The sequence below is a fragment of the Pseudomonas sp. EL_65y_Pfl2_R96 genome, from assembly GCF_963970905.1.
Classification (GTDB): domain Bacteria; phylum Pseudomonadota; class Gammaproteobacteria; order Pseudomonadales; family Pseudomonadaceae; genus Aquipseudomonas.
Genome location: NZ_CAXAQH010000038.1, coordinates 22438 through 40503 on the forward strand (window position 1 = coordinate 22438; position 18066 = coordinate 40503).

16 protein-coding genes are annotated in these 18066 nt (G+C 59.9%); 3 read left to right on the forward strand and 13 right to left on the reverse strand.

Going from position 1 to position 18066, the window contains the following annotated elements; all coding sequences use genetic code 11:
* Nucleotides 1-345: 345 nt before the first annotated feature.
* Nucleotides 346-891 carry a hypothetical protein gene (locus tag AACY49_RS26410; RefSeq protein ID WP_339527327.1) on the forward strand — a complete coding sequence of 182 codons (546 nt, stop codon included), beginning with the start codon at nt 346-348 and terminating at the stop codon, nt 889-891.
* 26 nt (nt 892-917) lie between these two features.
* Here the strand turns inward: AACY49_RS26410 and AACY49_RS26415 are convergent, their stop codons facing one another.
* The 3 genes from AACY49_RS26415 to AACY49_RS26425 all read right to left on the reverse strand — a co-directional run bounded on the left by AACY49_RS26415 (nt 918) and on the right by AACY49_RS26425 (nt 3774).
* A complete protein-coding gene (locus AACY49_RS26415; protein WP_258696251.1) occupies nt 918-2342 on the reverse strand; it encodes a hypothetical protein in 1425 nt (474 codons plus the stop codon).
* 197 nt (nt 2343-2539) lie between these two features.
* A complete protein-coding gene (locus AACY49_RS26420; protein WP_339527328.1) occupies nt 2540-3211 on the reverse strand; it encodes a class I SAM-dependent methyltransferase in 672 nt (223 codons plus the stop codon).
* Between the two features lie 203 nt (nt 3212-3414).
* Nucleotides 3415-3774, reverse strand: a complete 360-nt coding sequence (locus AACY49_RS26425) for a DUF6124 family protein (protein ID WP_258696249.1) — start codon at nt 3772-3774, stop codon at nt 3415-3417.
* 678 nt (nt 3775-4452) lie between these two features.
* On the opposite strand from AACY49_RS26425, the gene AACY49_RS26430 reads away from it, so the two are divergent.
* Complete coding sequence (locus AACY49_RS26430; protein WP_258696248.1) at nt 4453-4833, forward strand: RidA family protein; 381 nt, start codon at nt 4453-4455, stop codon at nt 4831-4833.
* A 58-nt stretch (nt 4834-4891) separates the two neighbouring features.
* On the opposite strand, the gene AACY49_RS26435 is transcribed toward AACY49_RS26430, so the two are convergent.
* From AACY49_RS26435 to AACY49_RS26450, 4 genes are all read right to left on the reverse strand, one after another.
* Complete coding sequence (locus AACY49_RS26435) at nt 4892-6457, reverse strand: amino acid permease (RefSeq protein ID WP_320390958.1); 1566 nt, start codon at nt 6455-6457, stop codon at nt 4892-4894.
* 128 nt (nt 6458-6585) lie between these two features.
* A complete protein-coding gene (locus AACY49_RS26440) occupies nt 6586-7746 on the reverse strand; it encodes an iron-containing alcohol dehydrogenase (protein ID WP_339527329.1) in 1161 nt (386 codons plus the stop codon).
* A 3-nt stretch (nt 7747-7749) separates the two neighbouring features.
* Nucleotides 7750-9141 carry an aldehyde dehydrogenase family protein gene (locus AACY49_RS26445; RefSeq protein WP_339527330.1) on the reverse strand — a complete coding sequence of 464 codons (1392 nt, stop codon included), beginning with the start codon at nt 9139-9141 and terminating at the stop codon, nt 7750-7752.
* A gap of 7 nt (nt 9142-9148) precedes the next feature.
* Entirely contained in the window at nt 9149-10522 is a 1374-nt protein-coding gene (locus AACY49_RS26450) for a glutamine synthetase family protein (RefSeq protein ID WP_258696244.1), read from the reverse strand.
* A 237-nt stretch (nt 10523-10759) separates the two neighbouring features.
* Between AACY49_RS26450 and AACY49_RS26455 the strand changes: the two genes are divergently transcribed.
* On the forward strand, nt 10760-11731 hold the full coding sequence (locus AACY49_RS26455; protein ID WP_339527331.1) for a bifunctional helix-turn-helix transcriptional regulator/GNAT family N-acetyltransferase: 972 nt from the start codon (nt 10760-10762) through the stop codon (nt 11729-11731).
* 42 nt (nt 11732-11773) lie between these two features.
* Here AACY49_RS26455 and AACY49_RS26460 read toward each other — a convergent pair whose 3' ends face one another.
* Genes AACY49_RS26460 through AACY49_RS26485 form a run of 6 tightly spaced genes read right to left on the reverse strand, consistent with a single transcriptional unit; the run spans nt 11774 to nt 17962 of the window.
* Nucleotides 11774-13288, reverse strand: a complete 1515-nt coding sequence (locus tag AACY49_RS26460; RefSeq protein WP_339527332.1) for an ABC transporter substrate-binding protein — start codon at nt 13286-13288, stop codon at nt 11774-11776.
* A gap of 33 nt (nt 13289-13321) precedes the next feature.
* Nucleotides 13322-14293 carry an ABC transporter ATP-binding protein gene (locus AACY49_RS26465; protein ID WP_339527333.1) on the reverse strand — a complete coding sequence of 324 codons (972 nt, stop codon included), beginning with the start codon at nt 14291-14293 and terminating at the stop codon, nt 13322-13324.
* On the reverse strand, nt 14290-15276 hold the full coding sequence (locus AACY49_RS26470; protein ID WP_339527334.1) for an ABC transporter ATP-binding protein: 987 nt from the start codon (nt 15274-15276) through the stop codon (nt 14290-14292). The genes AACY49_RS26465 and AACY49_RS26470 overlap by 4 nt, the downstream gene beginning before the upstream one ends.
* Entirely contained in the window at nt 15273-16127 is an 855-nt protein-coding gene (locus AACY49_RS26475) for an ABC transporter permease (protein WP_339527335.1), read from the reverse strand. Before AACY49_RS26475 ends, AACY49_RS26470 begins: the two co-directional genes overlap by 4 nt.
* Nucleotides 16124-17071, reverse strand: a complete 948-nt coding sequence (locus tag AACY49_RS26480) for an ABC transporter permease (RefSeq protein ID WP_339527336.1) — start codon at nt 17069-17071, stop codon at nt 16124-16126. Before AACY49_RS26480 ends, AACY49_RS26475 begins: the two co-directional genes overlap by 4 nt.
* Nucleotides 17072-17074: 3 nt before the next feature.
* Nucleotides 17075-17962, reverse strand: coding sequence for a proline iminopeptidase-family hydrolase (locus AACY49_RS26485; protein WP_258696237.1), 888 nt, complete (start codon nt 17960-17962; stop codon nt 17075-17077).
* Nucleotides 17963-18066: the final 104 nt, after the last annotated feature.

Sequence of the window (18066 nt, forward strand, 5' to 3'; positions counted from 1 at the left end):
GCGCTTTGTGAGGGTAGCCGAAATGGAGCGAAATTGACTGCTTTTGGGCTATTGCTGTTTATTGCGAAGGGCAGCAAATGACGAGCCGAACACTATACATGTGGCGAGGGAGCTTGCTCCAGCTCGCCTGCGTAACACAGTGGACTTAAAGGCGCGACGAAAATCCTGTGGGAGCGGCGGTGCGGTTTAACAGAAATTCCGTTTACACAAAATCTGAGACACCCTCCATGCAGGTGACGGATTTATGGAATAGTGCTTTGTAAAGGCGTACAGGGTCACATGGAATAGTCATGTGAGCCTCGTATGAGGCGGCTCTCAACCAAGTATGGATGCGACGGACAAACAATGAACACTGCTCAACTATCGATTCGACAGTACATAAAAGCCAAGGACGGCAACCGTCCACATTTATTGCGCAAGGCCTTTGCGTCAGACGCGATATTGGACATGGTCGTGCACACCGGATCCATCTCGTTTCCACCCCACGTTGAAGGCCTTGGACCTATCGGTGATGTGCTGGTCAGCCGATTCGGGCAGACCTTCGAAAACGTCTATACCTTTTGCCTGGGAGGCCAACCTGAACCGCAGGCCAAAACATTCCAGTGCAAATGGCTGGTCGGCATGTCCGACAAGCACTCCGGTGAAGCCCGGGTCGGTTGCGGTCTGTATGAATGGCAGTTCAGCCCCGAGTCGGGACTTGTCCAGAGGCTCACTATCACCATTGAGCACATGAAAACCCTGCCAGCGACTGATCTGGACTGCATCATGGAGTGGGTATCGCATCTGGATTACCCATGGTGCTGTCCGGAAGCGTTAGTGAGCAATGCTCCAGACATAGACACGCTTGAAGAGGTGATCCAGTACGTTGTGGCCAATGTTCCGACCGATTGATTTCAGATTCCAGTGCGGTGCTGATCTTACTGTCGCGGGTAGGGCGTCTCGCTAAGCGCCTCGGGTTTTACGAATGTCTTGAAAAAATTGACTACCGGTGATGCCTCACAAGTGTCTCGTGTCACGATTGTGCCGCGGTTACGCACCTGCGGTACTTTGCAAATATCCGGGGTCCTGGCCTGGAGTTTCTGATCGCTGCAGGCCCGGCAAATGCGATCGAATGCCGCTTCGAGTTGCAGTGAGTAGTCGAGGGGGTTACCCACCATTGAACCCGGATGGCGTGTTCCGCCTTGGGTATTCATGAAAAACTTGCTGACGTGGGCTCGGACTTTTTCCGGCGTAAAACTTGAATCCAGCTTGAACGAGTCCACCAAAGGCTGGTCGCGACGCCACTGGGCGGCCGCGTGGCACGCAAGGCATGACGAGCGAGGATTATCCGCCGGGCCATTCAGACGCCCCTGAAAACCCGGATAGGGTCGCTGCGGCCAATCGGCCTCGGATGCTGACCAAACCACACCGCGCAGCTCCTGGTTGATTTTGCTCTGGCTGAGGGTGGTCGTTTTGTTCCAGGCCGGATCCAGGGCACCTGGATCATTCCCCCACATGAGACCGACGGGAACCAGGTTGTCGAGCAGCCAATCTCCTTTGAAACCGTCGGGGCTCAAGGGTTTGCGCCAAACAAAAGTCCCCATTACCCACCCGGTGTCCTTCGCGTTCGGGTCTTTTACTGCGATGTCGACTTGCAGCAATCGCATTGGCCTCGGTTCTCGGCCATCGACTCCAGCCTTTTCACCACGCGGGTCACCCTCGGGGTTTATGTAGGCGTCGATCTCAGGTGAGCCTTCGAGGTACGGCACTTGCCCGACATCCGCAGTGGTGAAGAGGAATTTGAATGAAGCGGACTGAGCGGGAAAAGCAAAAGTCGCTGGGGCTTGGGGGTTGCAAGGATCCTTGAAAATTTGACCGATTGCGTACGCGCCCGGGCGGTTGTACCAACCCACCGCCCACGTCTGGATGCCATCGCCTGAGGTTTTCGAAAGATCCCCAGGGTCCGGGCCGCGCTCTGCGGTCAGGCCGTTGAGACGTTCACGACCATTGAGGCTGTAGTCCATCCACGGCACGATCCACCACTCTGCATTTGGATTCATCGTCAGTCGGCGCTGGTCGATGTGGATGCCGCTGGCCCGAATCTCTTTAAGAAACGCAGCCATATAGTCGCGCCAGTCAGATTCGAACCTCACCCCTTGCCAGGCAAATACGGAAGTTCCAGGAGCGCTTGGCAAGTCCGTACGCCAAGGCAAATGAATGGCGCCTGCACCTGCGTTTGCGTCTGGATCGTAAGCGGAACTTGCCGAAGGAGGAAAAGTGCATTGTGCATGCGCTACCAGTGATGCCGTGGCGAGCAGAATGGCGAGACCGATATTTCTGCTCAGTAGCTCAAGCCGGCTCATGATTGCAGTCCTTTGCAGGGGAGGGCAGGTGAAGATCAGCTACTATTTGGCGACTTGCTAGGGTCCACGGATTCGACACCTGAGCGTGGAGGGGGCGCTTTGAGTCGCCCACCCTTGCAGGCGTGTTCAAGTGTCCGCTTGTGGCGAACTGTAACTTTGGCCCTTCAACAGCCACGCCACTAAACCAGGCGTGGGGCTCACCCCCGTCGCTCGGCCACCAACAGTAACGACTGCGGCACAGGGCTTTGCGGGTGCTGCGGCTCCTGCAAGCCGGCCAGTCGAAAACCGGCCAAGCCCAGCGCATTGAGCCAACTGGACAGGGTGCGGAAGTACCACGGCATGGGTTGCCACTGCCCCTTGAACCCAGCGAAGGTCTCTTTGCGCCAACCATCCTGATAGTCGCCCGCTGCCGCGGTCCACGGATGCAGCGTCTGGATCACCAGCGCGCCGCCAGGGGCGAGCAGGGCGTTCATGGCGGCGAGCAGAGGGATGATGTCCTGGTGCAGCAGGGCGAAGTTGGCGCAGATCAGGTCGTAGTCGCTGCCGATGTCCACCTTCGCCGCCACCAACGCTTCATAGCTCGCCAAATGCACCCGCGAAGAGCCCGCCGCCCGCGCCGCCTCAACCAGCGTCGCATCGCCATCCACACCCACCGCGTTGATGGCCCGTTCAGCCAGCGCGCGCAACAGCCAGCCCTCGCCGCAGCCCAGGTCGAGCACGCGCTCGGGTTGGCGGCCTAGCACCGCCAGCAGGATTGCCTGGTCGGTGACCTTGAGGCGGCTTTCGATAGTGCCGGTGCGAATGGCTTCGATCCAGGATTGGGCGTTGTGGTGCCAGCTTTGGAGGAGGTTGGATTCGGAGGCAGGCATTTCGATGTCCGGAGTGGGGGTTGGATGGAAGGATAGGACAAGTGCTGGTGGAGCGGAGCTTGTCGGTGACGTTTTACCTGTAAACGGCGCACGAACGGTGCGAAGGCGCCCTGGCAAACGTCAACAAGCTTGCGATGCCGGCTAATGGGCGTTCCATAAAAAAACGGCCTTGGTTAAGGCCGTTTTTTCAACAGACGAAGCTATTAAGCCTGCGGATCGATATTGTCCAGAACCCGGTTCACTGCCAGTTCGCCCAGCATGATGACCTGTTGCAGCGCCAGCATCGTGTTGCGTTGCGGCCCTTCCAGCAGACCCGCGATATCACTGGCCATGACACTCGCCGATGCCAACGACTCACAGGCGTGGGCCAGCAGGCTTTCCGAATCGACACCGGGCGCGACGATAAACATTGTGCTCGGTTTACGGGCCGCGGCGGGTTCTTTGGGGGGCTTGAGGTAATGATCGAGCGCGCGTTCAGCGGCTTCGTTGAGCTTTTTTGAATGGGTGGATTCGTATGGGGATGCCGGATCGGTGTCCGGTGGATTGGGTGTTACTTTGAACATTGGCTCCAACCTCTATATGAGTGAGGCCGCAACCAGTTCGCGACTAAACGAAATGGAGGCAGCTGTGCACAGGTTAGTCGACCGATGAGCCAAGAAATCGGCGCGCCGAAGCGCCCTGCGCACAGCCACCATCAAGTGCAGGGATGGGATACCTGACTGATAGAAGCATGTGCATCTTGACATCAACGGGCGACTAAACCCGACCACTGATGGGCAGTGGCAGGGAAACGATAGAGGCCAGGGCCAAGGCGCACAAGCCGGCGGATTCTGGCGTAGTTGTAGGCAACGGCGCAAGACGCTGTAGCTTGCAGGAAGTAACACTGACACTGATTAAACACGCTCTCCCATACACCCGAAATCCCCCTGTAGGAGCTGCCGAAGGCTGCTCCTACAGGGAAATCTCCTTCGTCATCCAGGTTGTGCAAGGCATGTGTACGACAAGTCACGATACGTGGGGCCCGCCGGCGAGAAACTGACCCGTTTCTATCGTCAGTTTCTGTAATGGCTATCGTACTGCTCGTCTGCTTGCCTTCCAGGTTTTCGAGCTAATTCACGAACGGCCCGACGATGGAGTTGTAAACTGGCCGCGCAAAAAAGCGTTGCCTCATTGAAGGCTTCAGCGGGCTTGGCTGACCGGGCCCGCGACCGTCCCTTTACCACCTCAAGCGAGAGACCCCCATGGCTAACCACGACCTCACTTTCCTCCCCGATCCGGATGCGGAATCCATCTCCTCCGACGTCGCCGGTTTCGGCGGCCTGCTGGTCTCCACCCAGATCCCCACCCGCGCCGACGGCAGCCTGGAGCTGGGCGACATCGCCCTGCAGAGCGAGTGCACCCTGCAGGCGCTCAAGGTAGCGCTGGAGCGTGCCGGCAGTTCCATGGACCGGGTTCTGCATCTGACCATCTACCTCACCGACATGGCCGACCGCGCTGCCTTCAACGAGGTCTACCAGCGCTTTTTCGCCAAGCCCTGGCCGGTTCGCGCCGCCGTTGGCGTGGCTGCCCTGGCAGTCGAAGGCATGCGCGTGGAAGTCACCGCGATGGCGGCCAAGGGCTGAGTCCGTGGACCTATCCGGCGGCCCTGCTCAGCGGCCCTGCTTTGCATGGCTGTCGCGATCAGCTTCCCGCTTGTTTATTCAACGCCTCTTCAACCGCGGCAATTTCTGCCTGACGCTTGATGATCATCTCGCCCACGGGCGGGCCCTGGAAGCGTCGGGCTTCAAAGGCGAACCAGATGATTGCCGTCAGAATCAGAAAACCGAGCGTGATGTACAGCGCCCAATCGTTCGGCGGCTGAATGCCGATGGCAAAGATCAGCACCATCGAGAGGATCGAGAGGATGGCGAACAACGAGTACAACGCGCGCCCCATGTTCCATGGTCCCATGGTCGGCCACTTCGCAGTCCCGTAGGTAAACAGCCCCAGCACGATGGGAATGATGAAAGAGAAGAACAGGAAGATCACCGTACAAGAGACCACGATCGTGTACACCGGCGTTTCGCCGATCGATACCAGCGACGATCCCCAGACGAACAGCACCGCGAGCGTGGCACCGGTCCAGATTGCCGCCACCGGGCTGCGATGGCTCGGTGAGACCGTGGCCAGTGCTTTGGAGAAGGGCAGGCCGCCGTCACGGGAGAAGGCGAAGATCATGCGTGAGACCGAGGTCACGGTCGCCAGCCCGCAGAGAAACTGCGAGATGAAAATCGCCACATAAAGCGCCATTTTGATAGCCGGGTTCACCTGGCTGTCCATCGCCCAGAAGAATACATTCCAGCCCTGCTTGGCGGCCTCATCCATGCTCGGCAACATCAGTACAAACGAGCAGAGCATGACCCAGCCGAACAGCAACGACCAGGCCACCGACGTGACCATCCCGAGCGGGACCGACACGGCAGCCTTGTGGGTCTCTTCAGAAGTATGCGCGGAGGCGTCATAGCCGGTGATGGTGTAGATCGGCAGGAGCAGGCCGAGCATGAAAATCCAGCCGTTCGACACTTGTGGCCAGACGTTGCCGCCGGCCGCGCCGGAGTAGTTGCTGAAGGTCACCAGGCGGACGAACTCATAGCTGGGCGCGGCGATCAGGCAGACGATGGTCAGCGCGGTTGCCGTGGCGAAGATCAAATAGCCCGAGAAGTCGGTGAGCTTGGCGGTCAGGCCGATGCCGAAGTGGTTACACAAGGCCTGGATGCCGGTCAGGATCGCCAGGAAAATGACCCGTGTGGTGATCGTGTCTTGCATGCCCAGGGCCGGTCCGAAGGCTCCGAAAAAGAAGTAATAAGTGCCGACGTTGATCGCGCCGAGCACCGTGATCAATCCCAACAGGTTGAACCAGGCCGTCAGCCAGCCGGTGAAGCGGTTACCGAGAATCGAGCCCCAGTGATAGAGGCCGCCAGCGGTTGGGTAGGCCGAGGAGATCTGCGCCATGGCCATGGCGAAAACCCCGGAGATCAGGCACCCCAGTGGCCAGCCGATGCCGATGGCCGCACCGCCTGCACCCGAAGTGCCCTGTGCCAGCGAGTTGATGCCACCCGAGAGGATGCAGATGATCGAAAAGGAAATGGCGAAGTTGGAGAAAACGCCCATGCGTCGCGAGAGTTGCTGGGCATAGCCCATGCTGTGCAACACCTTGAGGTCGTCGTCTTGTGGCGCGGTGGCGCCGGGTTGGCTTACAGGACTCATAATGTGTGCCTTGTCAGGTTTCGATACATAGCCATCCGCGTTATGCGTTGCCGAATGGGACTGTCTTCAACCCCCTGTCTTACTGCTCCTGCGTCTAATGGATAAAAACCATCCATGCGGTGGCCGTTCTAAAGACGACCGTGATAAGCCGCTGCGAAAATTTCTGCCGCGCCATTTCGTGTCAACGGCAGCGGATTGCCGCCGGCGCAGGGGTCGACAATCGCCATGTCCGCGATCAGATCGGCCTGCTGATCATCCACCCCTAGCTCAAATAACGTATGGGGTACGCCGATGTCCTTGCGCAGCTTGAGGACGAAGGCCAGGAAGCTGTCGAAGCCCGGGGAGGGCAAGCGCAGATAAGCCGCCAGACGGGTAATGCGTTCCTCGATGGCCGGGCGATTGAACTTCAGCACATAGGGCATGAAGGTGGCATTGGTCATGCCGTGGTGGGTGTCGTACAGGGCGCCCACCGGATGCGAGAGGGCGTGCATTCCCCCCAGGCCTTTCTGGAAAGCGGTGGCACCCATCGCGGCCGCCGCCAGCATTTGCGCGCGCGCGTCGAGGTCGGAGGGGGTGTGTACCGCCCGTACCAGGGCATTGGCTACCAGCCGCATGCCTTCCACCGCGATACCTTCAGCCATGGGATGAAAACCGGGAGCGCAGTACGATTCCAGGCAATGGGAAAACGCATCCATGCCGGTGCCGGCGGTGACCTTTGCCGGCATGCCGATGGTGAGGGCCGGGTCGCTGATGACCACACGCGGCATCATCTTCGGATGGAAAATGATGCGTTTGGTGTGTGTACGCTCGTCGATGATCACCGCTGCACGGCCCACCTCGGAACCGGTGCCCGCGGTGGTTGGCACCGCAATGATCGGGGCGATGTTGCCTTCGTCGGCGCGTGTCCAGTAGTCGCCGATGTCTTCGAAATCCCAGACCGGTCGGGTCTGGCCGCTCATGAAGGCAATGAGCTTGCCCATGTCCAGGCCGCTGCCACCGCCAAAGGCGACCACGCCATCGTGTTGGCCGGCGCGCCAGGCGTCGAGCCCTCCCGCGAGGTTGGCTTCAACCGGATTGGGCTTGAGGTCAGAAAACAGCGCTACACCGAGGCCGGCAGCGCGCAAGGATTCCAGCGCCGCCGTGGTGATCGGCGCACGCGCCAGGCCACTGTCGGTGACCAGCAGCGGTCGCTGGATATTTTGACTGCGGCAGACCTCGGCCAGCTCGGCGATGCGGCCGACACCGAAGCGGATGCTCGTGGGGTAGTTCCAGTTCGCGGTCAGGCTCATGGCTCAGATCTCGTGGCGCAGATGAAAGGATTTCGCGCGGGTCAGGTGTTCATAGCCAAGGCGCGACAGCGTTATGCCGCGCCCGCTGTTCTTCACTCCGGTCCAGGCCAGGGCCGGGTCCAGGTAATCGCAGCGGTTCATGAACACGGTGCCGGTGGCGATCTCGTTGCCGATCCGTTCGGCGGCGGTCAGATCCTGGGTCCAGATCGAGGCGCTGAGCCCGAACTCACTGTCGTTCATCAAGGCGATGGCTTCGCCGTCGCTGGCCACCGGCATGATGCCGACCACCGGGCCGAAGCTTTCCTCGCGCATCACCGCCATTTGATGGGTGACGTCCACCAATACCTGCGGTGCGAGGTAGGCGCTGCCCGGTGCGTCGGCGGGAAAGTCCTTGGGATCGATCAGTGCCCTGGCCCCTTGTGCCAGTGCATCGGCGATCTGCCTGCGAACGAACTCAGCGGCACCCGGTGTGACCAGCGGGCCGAGCGTGGTGGCTTCGTCCAGTGGGTTGCCCAGCACGTATTGGCGGGTCAAGGCGGCGAAGCGCTCGACAAACGCCGGGTAGATTTTTTTATCGACATAAATACGTTCGACGGCGCAGCAGCTCTGCCCGGAGTTGAAGAAGCTGCCGTCCACCAGATTCTCCACCGCATGCTCAAGGTTGGCGTCTGCCCGGACGTAGGCCGGGTCTTTGCCGCCAAGCTCCAGCCCCATGCCGAGGAAGCCTCCGACGGCCGCGTGTTCCATGGCCGTGCCGCCATCGACAGAGCCGGTGAAGTTCACCTGCTGCACGCGTCCGGAGGTAATGATCGCCGCGGTATAGACATGACTGAGCACCAGGTTATGGAACAGCCCTTCAGGCAGATGGGCGCGGCGAAAGGCCTCGGCGAAACGCTCACCGACCAGCAGCGTTTGTGTAGCGTGTTTGAGGATCACGCTGTTGCCGGCCATCAGCGCCGGGATGATCGTATTCACCGCCGTCAGATAGGGGTAATTCCACGGTGCGACGACCAGCACCGTACCCAGCGGTTCGCGTTTGATATAGCGCTGAAAACCCGCAACAGGCGCGGGCTCCAGCGTTGCTAAAGCTTCAGGCGCGATGGCGATCATGTGCCGGGCACGTTCTTCAAACCCGCGCAATTCGCCGGCGCCAAAGCGAACCGGGCGGCCCATTTGCCAGGCCAGTTCCGGCACGATCTCGGCCTGCATCGCCAGCATCGCGTCCACGGCAGCGTTGCAAAAGGCGGCACGTTCGCTCAGTGGCCGGCGTTTCCATTGCGCCTGGGCGGTTGCGGCCGCCACCAGCGCCTGCTCGATCTGTACCGCATTGGCACACTGGCGTTCGGCGTAGACCCGGCCATCGACCGGTGAGATGAGTTGCACTGTCGCAGTCATAGCGTACTCAATAGCGCTCGAAGCCGCGCTGCAGTTCCCAGTCGGTTATCCGTCGGTCGTACTCTTTCTGTTCCCAGTCGGCGGTGTGCACGTAGTGGTCGATCACTTCATCGCCGAACGCCTCGCGCAACATGCTCGAAGCTTTGAGGGCGGCGCAGGCCTCGCGCAGGGTTTTCGACACCTCAGGCAACTGCTCATCGACGTAGGCATCGCCCTCGAAGGGTGGCGCGAGCTCGAGCTTCTCGTCGATGCCGGCCAGGCCCGCGGCGATCAGGGCGGCGAAGGCCAGGTAGGGGTTGAGGTCGGCACCGCCGATGCGGCATTCGATGCGGATGGCCTTGCTGCCTTCGGCGCACAAACGAAAGCCCGCGGTGCGATTGTCCCGGCTCCAGACTGCCCGCGTCGGCGCGAAGGTGCCGGCCTGAAAGCGCTTGTACGAATTGATATAGGGCGCGAGAAAACAGGTGATGTCGTTGGCGTATTTGAGCTGCCCGGCCACCCACGAACGCATCAGTTTCGACATGCCGAACTCAGCCTTGGGGTCGAAGAACAGCGGCTTCTTGGCATTCTTGTCCCACAGCGAATTGTGGATATGGCTGCTGGAGCCGGCGGCGTCATAGCGCCACTTGGCCATGAACGTAATTGCCTTGCCCTGCAGTTGCGCGATCTCTTTGCAGGCGTGTTTGATGATGACGTGATGGTCGGCCATGGTCATGGCATCGGCGTAACGGATGTTGATTTCTTCCTGACCCGGCCCCCATTCGCCCTTGGAGTTTTCCACCGGAATGCCGGATGCTTGCAGATGTTTGCGAATCGCCCGCAGCACCGGCTCCTCGCGGGTGGTCTGCAGGATGTTGTAATCCTCGATGTAGTGGCCGGCGGTCTTCGGCTGGTGGTAGTTGCGCTCGTGGATTGCCTGGTAACTTTCGTCGAACAGATAGAACTCCAGTTCAGAGGCGAACATGCCGGTATAGCCGCGCTCGCGCAGTCGCTCGACTTGTTTTTTCAGGATCGCCCGCGGGCTGTGGGGCAGGTCTTTTCTGTGGTGATGATCGAGCACGTCGCAGAGCACCAGCGCCGTGCATTCCAGCCACGGCACGCGACGCAACGTGGCCATGTCGGGTTTGAGCACAAAATCGCCATAGCCTTTGCTCCAACTGGCAGCGGCGTAACCCGGCACCGGTTCCATGTCGATGTCGTCGGCCAGCAGGTAATTGCAGCAGTGGGTTTCTTCATGACCGCTGTCGATGAAAAATTCGACCTGGAATCGCTTGCCGACCAGTCGCCCCTGCATATCGACCATGCAGACCAGCACGGTATCGATTTCGCCGGCGGCAGCGGCGCGCTTGAGTGCTTCGAAACTGAGGAGAGGCTCGGTCATCACGTCAGTCCTGCATGAAAGGTTTGGGCCTGTCTGAGATAGCTGTTGCAGACGCTCTCCAGAAAAAACCAAGACCTGCAGACGCGAGCATCGTGAGCAATGAGCTGCTGAAAGCTTAGCCTACTGCTGCTGTGTGCAAGTTTTGGCGACTCGAAACCGAGAAAGGGACCGGCCTCAATTGACGAGTATTTAGTTGTGCTATACAACTAAGTGGTCGTTTCGTTCGGGGTGATTTCCATGATCCATTCTCAATCAGACCTGATTAACCAAGTCCGTTCGGCGTCGCGTCTATTGGTGCGAGAGTTGGGGTTCATGAAGGCCACGCTGGCTGCGACGGACTATCCGCCTTCATCCGTTCACACCATCGTGGAGATTGGGGAACGGGACTCGCTGACGGCAGGGGAACTTGTGGCGCTTCTCGGCCTGGAAAAGTCCTCCGTGAGCCGGATGGTGCGCAAGCTCATTGAGGCCGGCGAGATCGAAGAAATTCCACACGAGGAGGATGCGCGCTCAAAGAAACTGCGACTCACGGTGCAGGGCAAGAAGACCCTGCGAGCGATTGATTCGTTCGCCAGGGAGCAGGTGGGCGCGGCCATGACGTACCTGACGAGCGAGCAACAGCAGGCCGTGAATGAGGGCATCGCCAACTATGCCGTCGCCCTGCAATCCCACAGACTCGGTACAGCGCCGCCACCGCCGATGCAGCTGGACATCGCTCGGGGCTACCGACCCGGAATCATCGGCCGCATTGTGCAAATGCATGCCGACTACTACGCAAGGCATTCGAACTTCGGCCAGCCGTTCGAGAGCCTGGTTGCATCGGACATGGCGGAGTTGATGGGGCGTTTGCACAATCCACGCAACGAGGTTTGGGTGGCTTTGGACGGCCAGCGAATGGTCGGCTCCATCGCGATAGACGGCGAAGGAGAGGGCGGCGAAGCGATTCTGCGCTGTTTCATTCTTGATGACTCGGCGCGAGGCAAGGGCGCAGGCAAACGCTTGTTGGCTGAAGCCATAAAGTTCTGTGACGAACACGGCTTTTGCGCGACGCGGCTTTGGACGTTCAAAGGCCTTGATGTGGCTCGTAAACTGTATGAAGACTTTGGTTTTAGATTGGAGCAGGAGCAAGAGGGGCAGCAGTGGGGGGCAACGGTTATCGAGCAGTGTTTTGTACGACCTGCTGAAAAAATCGTGAGCTCGAATGGGTAATCACTGATTGCGCTGGAGCTGCTTGCTCCAGCGCAACGCTCCTTAGTTCTTTACAGTCTCCTCGAGAGAGAAACGCCCCAGTGGATTTTGCTGGAAGTGTTCGATGTTCTTGCGCGAAATGTTGATGTACGGGCTGTAATAAAGGTCGATCCAGTTGACGTCCTGTTTGGCTATCTTCTGCAAGTCGACATAGACCTGTTCACGCTTGATCGGGTCTGCTTCTACCCGGGCAGCCGACACCAGATTCTTGACCTTGTCGTTCTTGTAGCGGGTCATGTAGTTCATGTTGGTATCGTGGCCCAGAACGAACGTGGTCTTCTGATCCGGGTCGAGGATGTCGTTGGTCCAGTACATCACGGACAGGTCGTAATCACCGTCGACCAGCATCTGCCAGCTCTGGGTCGGGTCGACCTTTTGCAGGGTCGCGGTCACACCGACGGCTGCCAGTTGCTGTTGAACCAGCACGGCAATCTGCTCGTCAGCTTCGTTACCGGCGTTGACCACGTAGTTCAGCTTCATGCCCGCTGCGCCGGCATCGGTCAGCATCTGCTTGGCTTTGGCCGGGTCAAACGGACGCTTCAGGTTGTCTGCATAATGGTAAAGCGAGCCCTTGGGGATGTAGGAGTAAGCCTCCTGACCATGACCGAAGGTGACGGTATCGACCACCGACTTCTTGTTGATAGCCATGTCCAGTGCCTGACGTACTTCAGGCTTGGCCAGCAATCCGTGTTCATGGTTGATCAACAGGTGATCTTCCCGAGTGGAAGGGTCGGAGTGGATGGTCAGGTTGGGATCCTTGCGCAGCGCATCGACCCGCGAAAACGGTACGAAAATCGCTGAGTCCAGCTCGCCTGCCTGCACCTTGAGCATCCGGGTATTGTCGTCTGGAATGGAGATCCACTCCACGCCATCCAGGTTGACCTTGTCGGCCTGCCAGAAGTGCGGGTTCTTCTCCAGCTTCACGCGATCGCCACGCAGCCACTCTTTGACAAAAAATGCCCCTGACACCACAGGCTCCTGAGCATAGGCATCCTCGCCCATGCGGGTCATGGCCTTTTGCGAGAGAATCGACACGGTCGGCGAGGCCAGTTGCGAGAGGAACGGCACCGACGGGGTGGTCAGGGTGACCACCAGAGTCTGCGGATCGGCGGCTTTCGCCGTGTCGATCAGCTTGTAGGCATCGCTCCACAGCGAGGCCTTGTTATCGCGAATACGCAGCAGGCTGAACGCTGCATCATCGGCTGTAATCGGCGAGCCGTCGGAGAATTTCGCCGAGCGCAGTTTGAATGTGTAGGTCAGGCCGTCGTCGGAGACTCTCCAGCTTTCAGCCAGACCGGGCTCCATCTTGCTGCCGGCCTTGTTTACCCGGACCAGTGTGTCGTAGACATTGGAAAACACCCAGGTATCGCGGTTTTGCGCGCTCTTGATCGGGTCGAACGTGGTGCTTTCTTCACGGCAACCGATGGTGAGTACACCCGCCGCCTGAGCAATACCGCTGGCTAGAGTGCAAGCGGTCAACGTGGCCGCGGCGAGCAATTTCAAATGCCTGGATCTCATGGTCAAACTCCTTCTTGATGAGTGGGTTGTTTTTTAAAGCAGCGGCTCCTCGAGCACGCAGTCGTAACGGCGAGCTTCGAGTTGACGTGTAGGAGGCGCCACCTGGCTACAAGTGGGACGAACGTAGCGACAGCGCGGGTGAAAGGCGCATCCGGATGGCAGTTGCAAAGGGCTGGGCGGTTCACCGGGCAGAGGGTCGCTGGGTAGCGTCCGGGTTGGGTCGATTTCCGGAATCGACTGGATCAGTGCGGCGGTATAAGGATGCCGTGGGGAGCGGAATACTTCTTCCACCGGGCCTTCTTCGACGATCTTGCCCAGGTACATCACCGCCACCCGATCACAGAGCCGGCGAACGATCGCCAGATCGTGGGCGATGAACACAATCGCCAGGTTCATGCGCTGGCGCAGCTCCAGCAGCAGGTTGATGATCTGCCCCTGGATGGACACGTCCAGCGCGGCCACGCATTCATCGGCGACGATCAGACGCGGTTCCACGGCCAGCGCCCGAGCGATCCCGACACGCTGGCACTGGCCACCACTCAAGGCACGCGGTTTGCGGTTGGCCAACTCGGGGCGCAGACCGACCAGGGTCAGCAACTCATCGACTCGTGCGGCAATCAGCGGTTCTGGCACCTTGCGTTGTACCCGGAGCACCTCCGCCAGGGTCTGGCCGATGCTCAGGCGTGGGTTTAGGGCAGCGTAAGGGTCCTGAAAAACCATCGCTGTCTCATGACGCAGCTTCTCGATGTCGATTTTTCCGGCGTGGGCCATGTCGACGCCATCGAACAACACCTGTCCGGCGAAAATCTCATTGAGGTGCAGAATCGCCCGACCCAGGCTGCTTTTACCGCTGCCCGACTCGCCGACCAGCCCGAGGGTTTCACCGGCCGCGAGGGTCAGCGAAACGCCATTGACCGCTGTCAGCCATTGCCGGTTCATGCCCAGCAGGCCAGTGCCAGGCGCGGCGAAGCGCACATGCAGATCCTTGACGTTGAGCAGCGTCATGAGCGGCCTCCGACGGCCAAGGGGTAATGGCAAGCGATGCGATGTACGCAAGTAACGGCTTGCAGGTCCGGCATCAGTGACACGCATCGACTGCCGGTTTGCTGGCAGCGCGGATTGAAGCGACACCCATGGGGCAGGGCATCGAGCAGGGGCGGTTGCCCGGAAATGGTTTTGAGCAATGCGTGACCGTGACTGGTGGCCGGCTGACAGTCGATCAATCCAGCGGTGTAAGGATGGCGAGGATGGGCCAGTACCTCGTGTTTGTTGCCGTGCTCGCACAAGCGTCCGGCGTACATCACTGCAATCGAGTCGCAGGTTTGGGCAACGACGCCCAGGTCATGGGTGATCATGATGATCGACAGGCCACGCTGGTCGCGCAGATCGAGCAGCAGGCGCAGGATCTGCGCTTGCACCGTGACGTCGAGAGCGGTGGTCGGTTCGTCGGCGATCAGCACGTTCGGATTGCAACCCAAGGCCACGGCGATCATCGCCCGCTGACGCATGCCACCGGAAAATTCGTGAGGGTAACTGTCGACCCGCCGCTGCGGATCGGGAATGCCCACTTGCCGAAGCACGTCGATGGCCAGGGCGCGGGCTTCAGGCTTGCTGGCGCCCTGATGCAGACGAATACCTTCGCCAATCTGCTCGCCGATGCGCATCAACGGATCGAGATGGCTATTGGGGTTCTGGAAAACCATCCCCAATTGACGCCCACGCATGCGGCGCATGCCGGCTTCGTCCAGACGCAACAGATTTTCCCCGGCCAGCTGCACGGCTGTGCCTTCCACTCGTAGATTCGGCGACGGCAACAGCCTCATCAAACCGCGACAGGCCAGGGTTTTGCCGGAGCCGCTTTCACCCACCAACCCGAGGATTTCACCCTCGGCCAGGTCGAATGACAAGCGATCCACCAGCGTCACCTCGTGTTCGCCGTTACGGGCAATGACGCTCAGTTCCTCGACCTTCAGCACCGGCGTACTCATGAGTGTTCACCCAGGTGCTCGGCGACAGCGTCGGCCAGCAGGCTGAAGCCCATGGCCAGGGTGACGATCGCCAACCCCGGGAAGGTGCAGATCCACCAGGCGGAGGTGATGAAACTCTGGCCTTCGGCGACCATCGTGCCCCATTCGGCCGTCGGTGGTTGAACCCCGAGGCCGAGGTAGCTGACCGCCGCGCCGTTGAGCAGCACCAGCACCGCATCGGACATGGAAAACACGATCGAGCCGAACATCGCGTTCGGCAGCAAGTGACGAAACAGAATGCGCCCATGGCCGAAACCCAGGCTTTTGGCGGCCAGGGCAAAATCGCTTTCCTTGAGGATCAGGATCTGCGAGCGGATCAACCGTGCGTAGGACACCCAGCCCACCAGTGCCATGGCGATATAGAAACTCATCAGGCCGGGGCCGAGGATCGCCATGATCGCCAGCATCAACACCAGGAACGGGAAGGCCAGGATGATATCGATCAGGCGCATGCAGACGGTGTCGAAACGCCCGCCGATGTAGCCGGACAAAGCCCCGACACAGGTGCCGATCAAAAACGGGAAGATCACCCCGATGACCGCCAGCTGCAAGTCGACGCGGGCCGCCCAGATCACTCGAGACAATACGTCACGGCCAAAATTGTCGGTCCCAAACGGGTGGGCCAGGCTGGGCCCCAGCAGGCGGATATCAGTGTTCTGGGCGATTGGATCGAAGGGCGCGATCCAGGGTGCGAAGATCGCCAGCAGCAGCCAGCCGAGCAGGATTGCCAACCCCAGGCCCATTGCCAAACGACGGTTGTGTAAACCCAAGCCGAGGTTCAGGCGGGGGGCAATCGTAGCCTGACTGCTCATCGGATGTTCACCCGGGGATCGATCGCTACCGTGACCACATCGGCGAGAAAATTCACTGCGACGGTGGCGCAGGCCAGCACCATCGCCACGCCCTGGACCACCATATAGTCACGGGTGAAGATGCCACGGACCAGTAACTGGCCGATTCCGGGAATGGCGAACAGGCTCTCGATGACCACCGTGCCGCTGATCAGCCAGCCGATGTTCACCGCCAGCAAGTTGACCGCGGGAACCAGCGAGTTGGGCAGCACGTGTCGACGAAACACCGCGTCTTCAGACAGGCCGCGAGCTCGGGCCGCCGTGACGTGGTCGGCTTGCAACTCCATCAGCATGCTCGCCCGCAGATTGCGCACCAACACTGCCGACAATGCCAGCGCAATGGTCAGGCAGGGCAGGAGCATGTGGTGCAGTTTGTCCGGCCAGCTGCGGCCGTAGCCGGAAACCGGGAACCAGCCCAGCTGCACGCTGAACAGCAGGATCAACATGATCCCCAGCCAGAACGCCGGCATGCCGAGGCCGGCGGTGGTGAACAGGCGGATCAGACTGTCGCCCCAGCCGCCCTTGTTACGGGCCGCAACGGTGGCCAGCGGTACGGCGATCAACAGCGCCAGCAGCACGCTGCCGAGCACCAGAAACAGCGTGGGCTCGATTCGTGTGCTGATCAGCTTCAAGGCGTCGACCTTGTACAGCAACGACTGGCCGAGATCGCCCTTGAACAGATTTTCAAGAAAGTAGAAATACTGCATCCACAGCGGCTGATCGAGGCCGAACTGAGCGCGAATCCTGATCAGCCCCTCCGGCGTACTGCGAGAGCCGAGCAGGGCACGTGCCGGATCGCCTGGAATCGAACGCACCAGCACAAACGTGATCAGGCTGATGCCGAACAGCACCGGCAGCAGTTGCAGAGGCCGTGACAGGATGAAACGGTAACGCGACAGATTCATCGACTAACCTCGGTGCCGCTGGAGGAAATCCAGCAACACCGGAAAGTAGGCATGAGGTTCTTCGTAGAACGGCATATGGCTGCTGTTGGGGAACACATGCAACTCGACATCCTTGAGCGCCATTTTCATGCGCATTGCACAGGCGGGCGTCAGTTCGTCGTGCTGGCCGGTGGTAATCAACACCGGCATCGTGAAATCGGCCATTTCCTGGAGCCGGTTCCAGTTTTTCAGGTTGCCGATGTAGAGAAACTCGTTTGGCCCCTGCATGGTCGTGTAGGGCCCCATGTTCCAGTCGCCCAGAGAGCGCGTGACGGGTGCCGGCCATTCGTCCAGGCGGCAGACGTGACGGTAGTTGAGGAGGGTAATAGCCGCTTGGTATTGCGGGTGATCGAGGGTGCCCATGGCTTCATGGCGTTGCATCATGGCCACGGTTTCGCTGCCCAGGGCGCCACGCAGACGCTCCAGTTCCTGAGACAGGTGCGGGATATCGCCTACGGTGTTTTCCAGAATCAGGGTTTTGAGTGCGTGAGGGTGGTAAATGGCATATTCGATCGCCAGCCAGCCGCCCCAGGAGTGCCCCATCAAATGCACTCGGCCCAGGTCGAGGGCCTGACGGACGGTTTCCACCTCAGCGACATAACGGGTGATGTCCCAGAGGGACGGGTCTTCGGGTCTGTCAGACGCTCCAGTACCGAGCTGGTCGAAGGCGACAACTCGCAGCCCCTTGTCCTTGAGCCAGCCATGGGCGTCACGCAGATAATCGCAGGGAAGCCCCGGGCCGCCATTGAGGCACAGCAGGACTTCATCGCCCTCGCCAAAGCTGTAGACCACCAGATTGTGGCCGTCGACCTCGACGTTATACTGCTGGTCCGGTTCGACTTCACGCCACATCGCAATACTCCCTTTATGATGCTGACCGGTTCGGATGCTGGCCAAATGGCTCAACCTTACTGGGTAAGTCATGAGCCCAAAAGCTAGTATTTGTTATAGGTTTT

Coding starts and splice junctions, on each gene's coding strand:
- AACY49_RS26410 (WP_339527327.1), top strand. CDS start 346: ATGAACACTGCTCAACTATCGATTCGACAGTACATAAAAGCCAAGGAC.
- AACY49_RS26415 (WP_258696251.1), bottom strand. CDS start 2,342: ATGAGCCGGCTTGAGCTACTGAGCAGAAATATCGGTCTCGCCATTCTG.
- AACY49_RS26420 (WP_339527328.1), bottom strand. CDS start 3,211: ATGCCTGCCTCCGAATCCAACCTCCTCCAAAGCTGGCACCACAACGCC.
- AACY49_RS26425 (WP_258696249.1), bottom strand. CDS start 3,774: ATGTTCAAAGTAACACCCAATCCACCGGACACCGATCCGGCATCCCCA.
- AACY49_RS26430 (WP_258696248.1), top strand. CDS start 4,453: ATGGCTAACCACGACCTCACTTTCCTCCCCGATCCGGATGCGGAATCC.
- AACY49_RS26435 (WP_320390958.1), bottom strand. CDS start 6,457: ATGAGTCCTGTAAGCCAACCCGGCGCCACCGCGCCACAAGACGACGAC.
- AACY49_RS26440 (WP_339527329.1), bottom strand. CDS start 7,746: ATGAGCCTGACCGCGAACTGGAACTACCCCACGAGCATCCGCTTCGGT.
- AACY49_RS26445 (WP_339527330.1), bottom strand. CDS start 9,141: ATGACTGCGACAGTGCAACTCATCTCACCGGTCGATGGCCGGGTCTAC.
- AACY49_RS26450 (WP_258696244.1), bottom strand. CDS start 10,522: ATGACCGAGCCTCTCCTCAGTTTCGAAGCACTCAAGCGCGCCGCTGCC.
- AACY49_RS26455 (WP_339527331.1), top strand. CDS start 10,760: ATGATCCATTCTCAATCAGACCTGATTAACCAAGTCCGTTCGGCGTCG.
- AACY49_RS26460 (WP_339527332.1), bottom strand. CDS start 13,288: ATGAGATCCAGGCATTTGAAATTGCTCGCCGCGGCCACGTTGACCGCT.
- AACY49_RS26465 (WP_339527333.1), bottom strand. CDS start 14,293: ATGACGCTGCTCAACGTCAAGGATCTGCATGTGCGCTTCGCCGCGCCT.
- AACY49_RS26470 (WP_339527334.1), bottom strand. CDS start 15,276: ATGAGTACGCCGGTGCTGAAGGTCGAGGAACTGAGCGTCATTGCCCGT.
- AACY49_RS26475 (WP_339527335.1), bottom strand. CDS start 16,127: ATGAGCAGTCAGGCTACGATTGCCCCCCGCCTGAACCTCGGCTTGGGT.
- AACY49_RS26480 (WP_339527336.1), bottom strand. CDS start 17,071: ATGAATCTGTCGCGTTACCGTTTCATCCTGTCACGGCCTCTGCAACTG.
- AACY49_RS26485 (WP_258696237.1), bottom strand. CDS start 17,962: ATGTGGCGTGAAGTCGAACCGGACCAGCAGTATAACGTCGAGGTCGAC.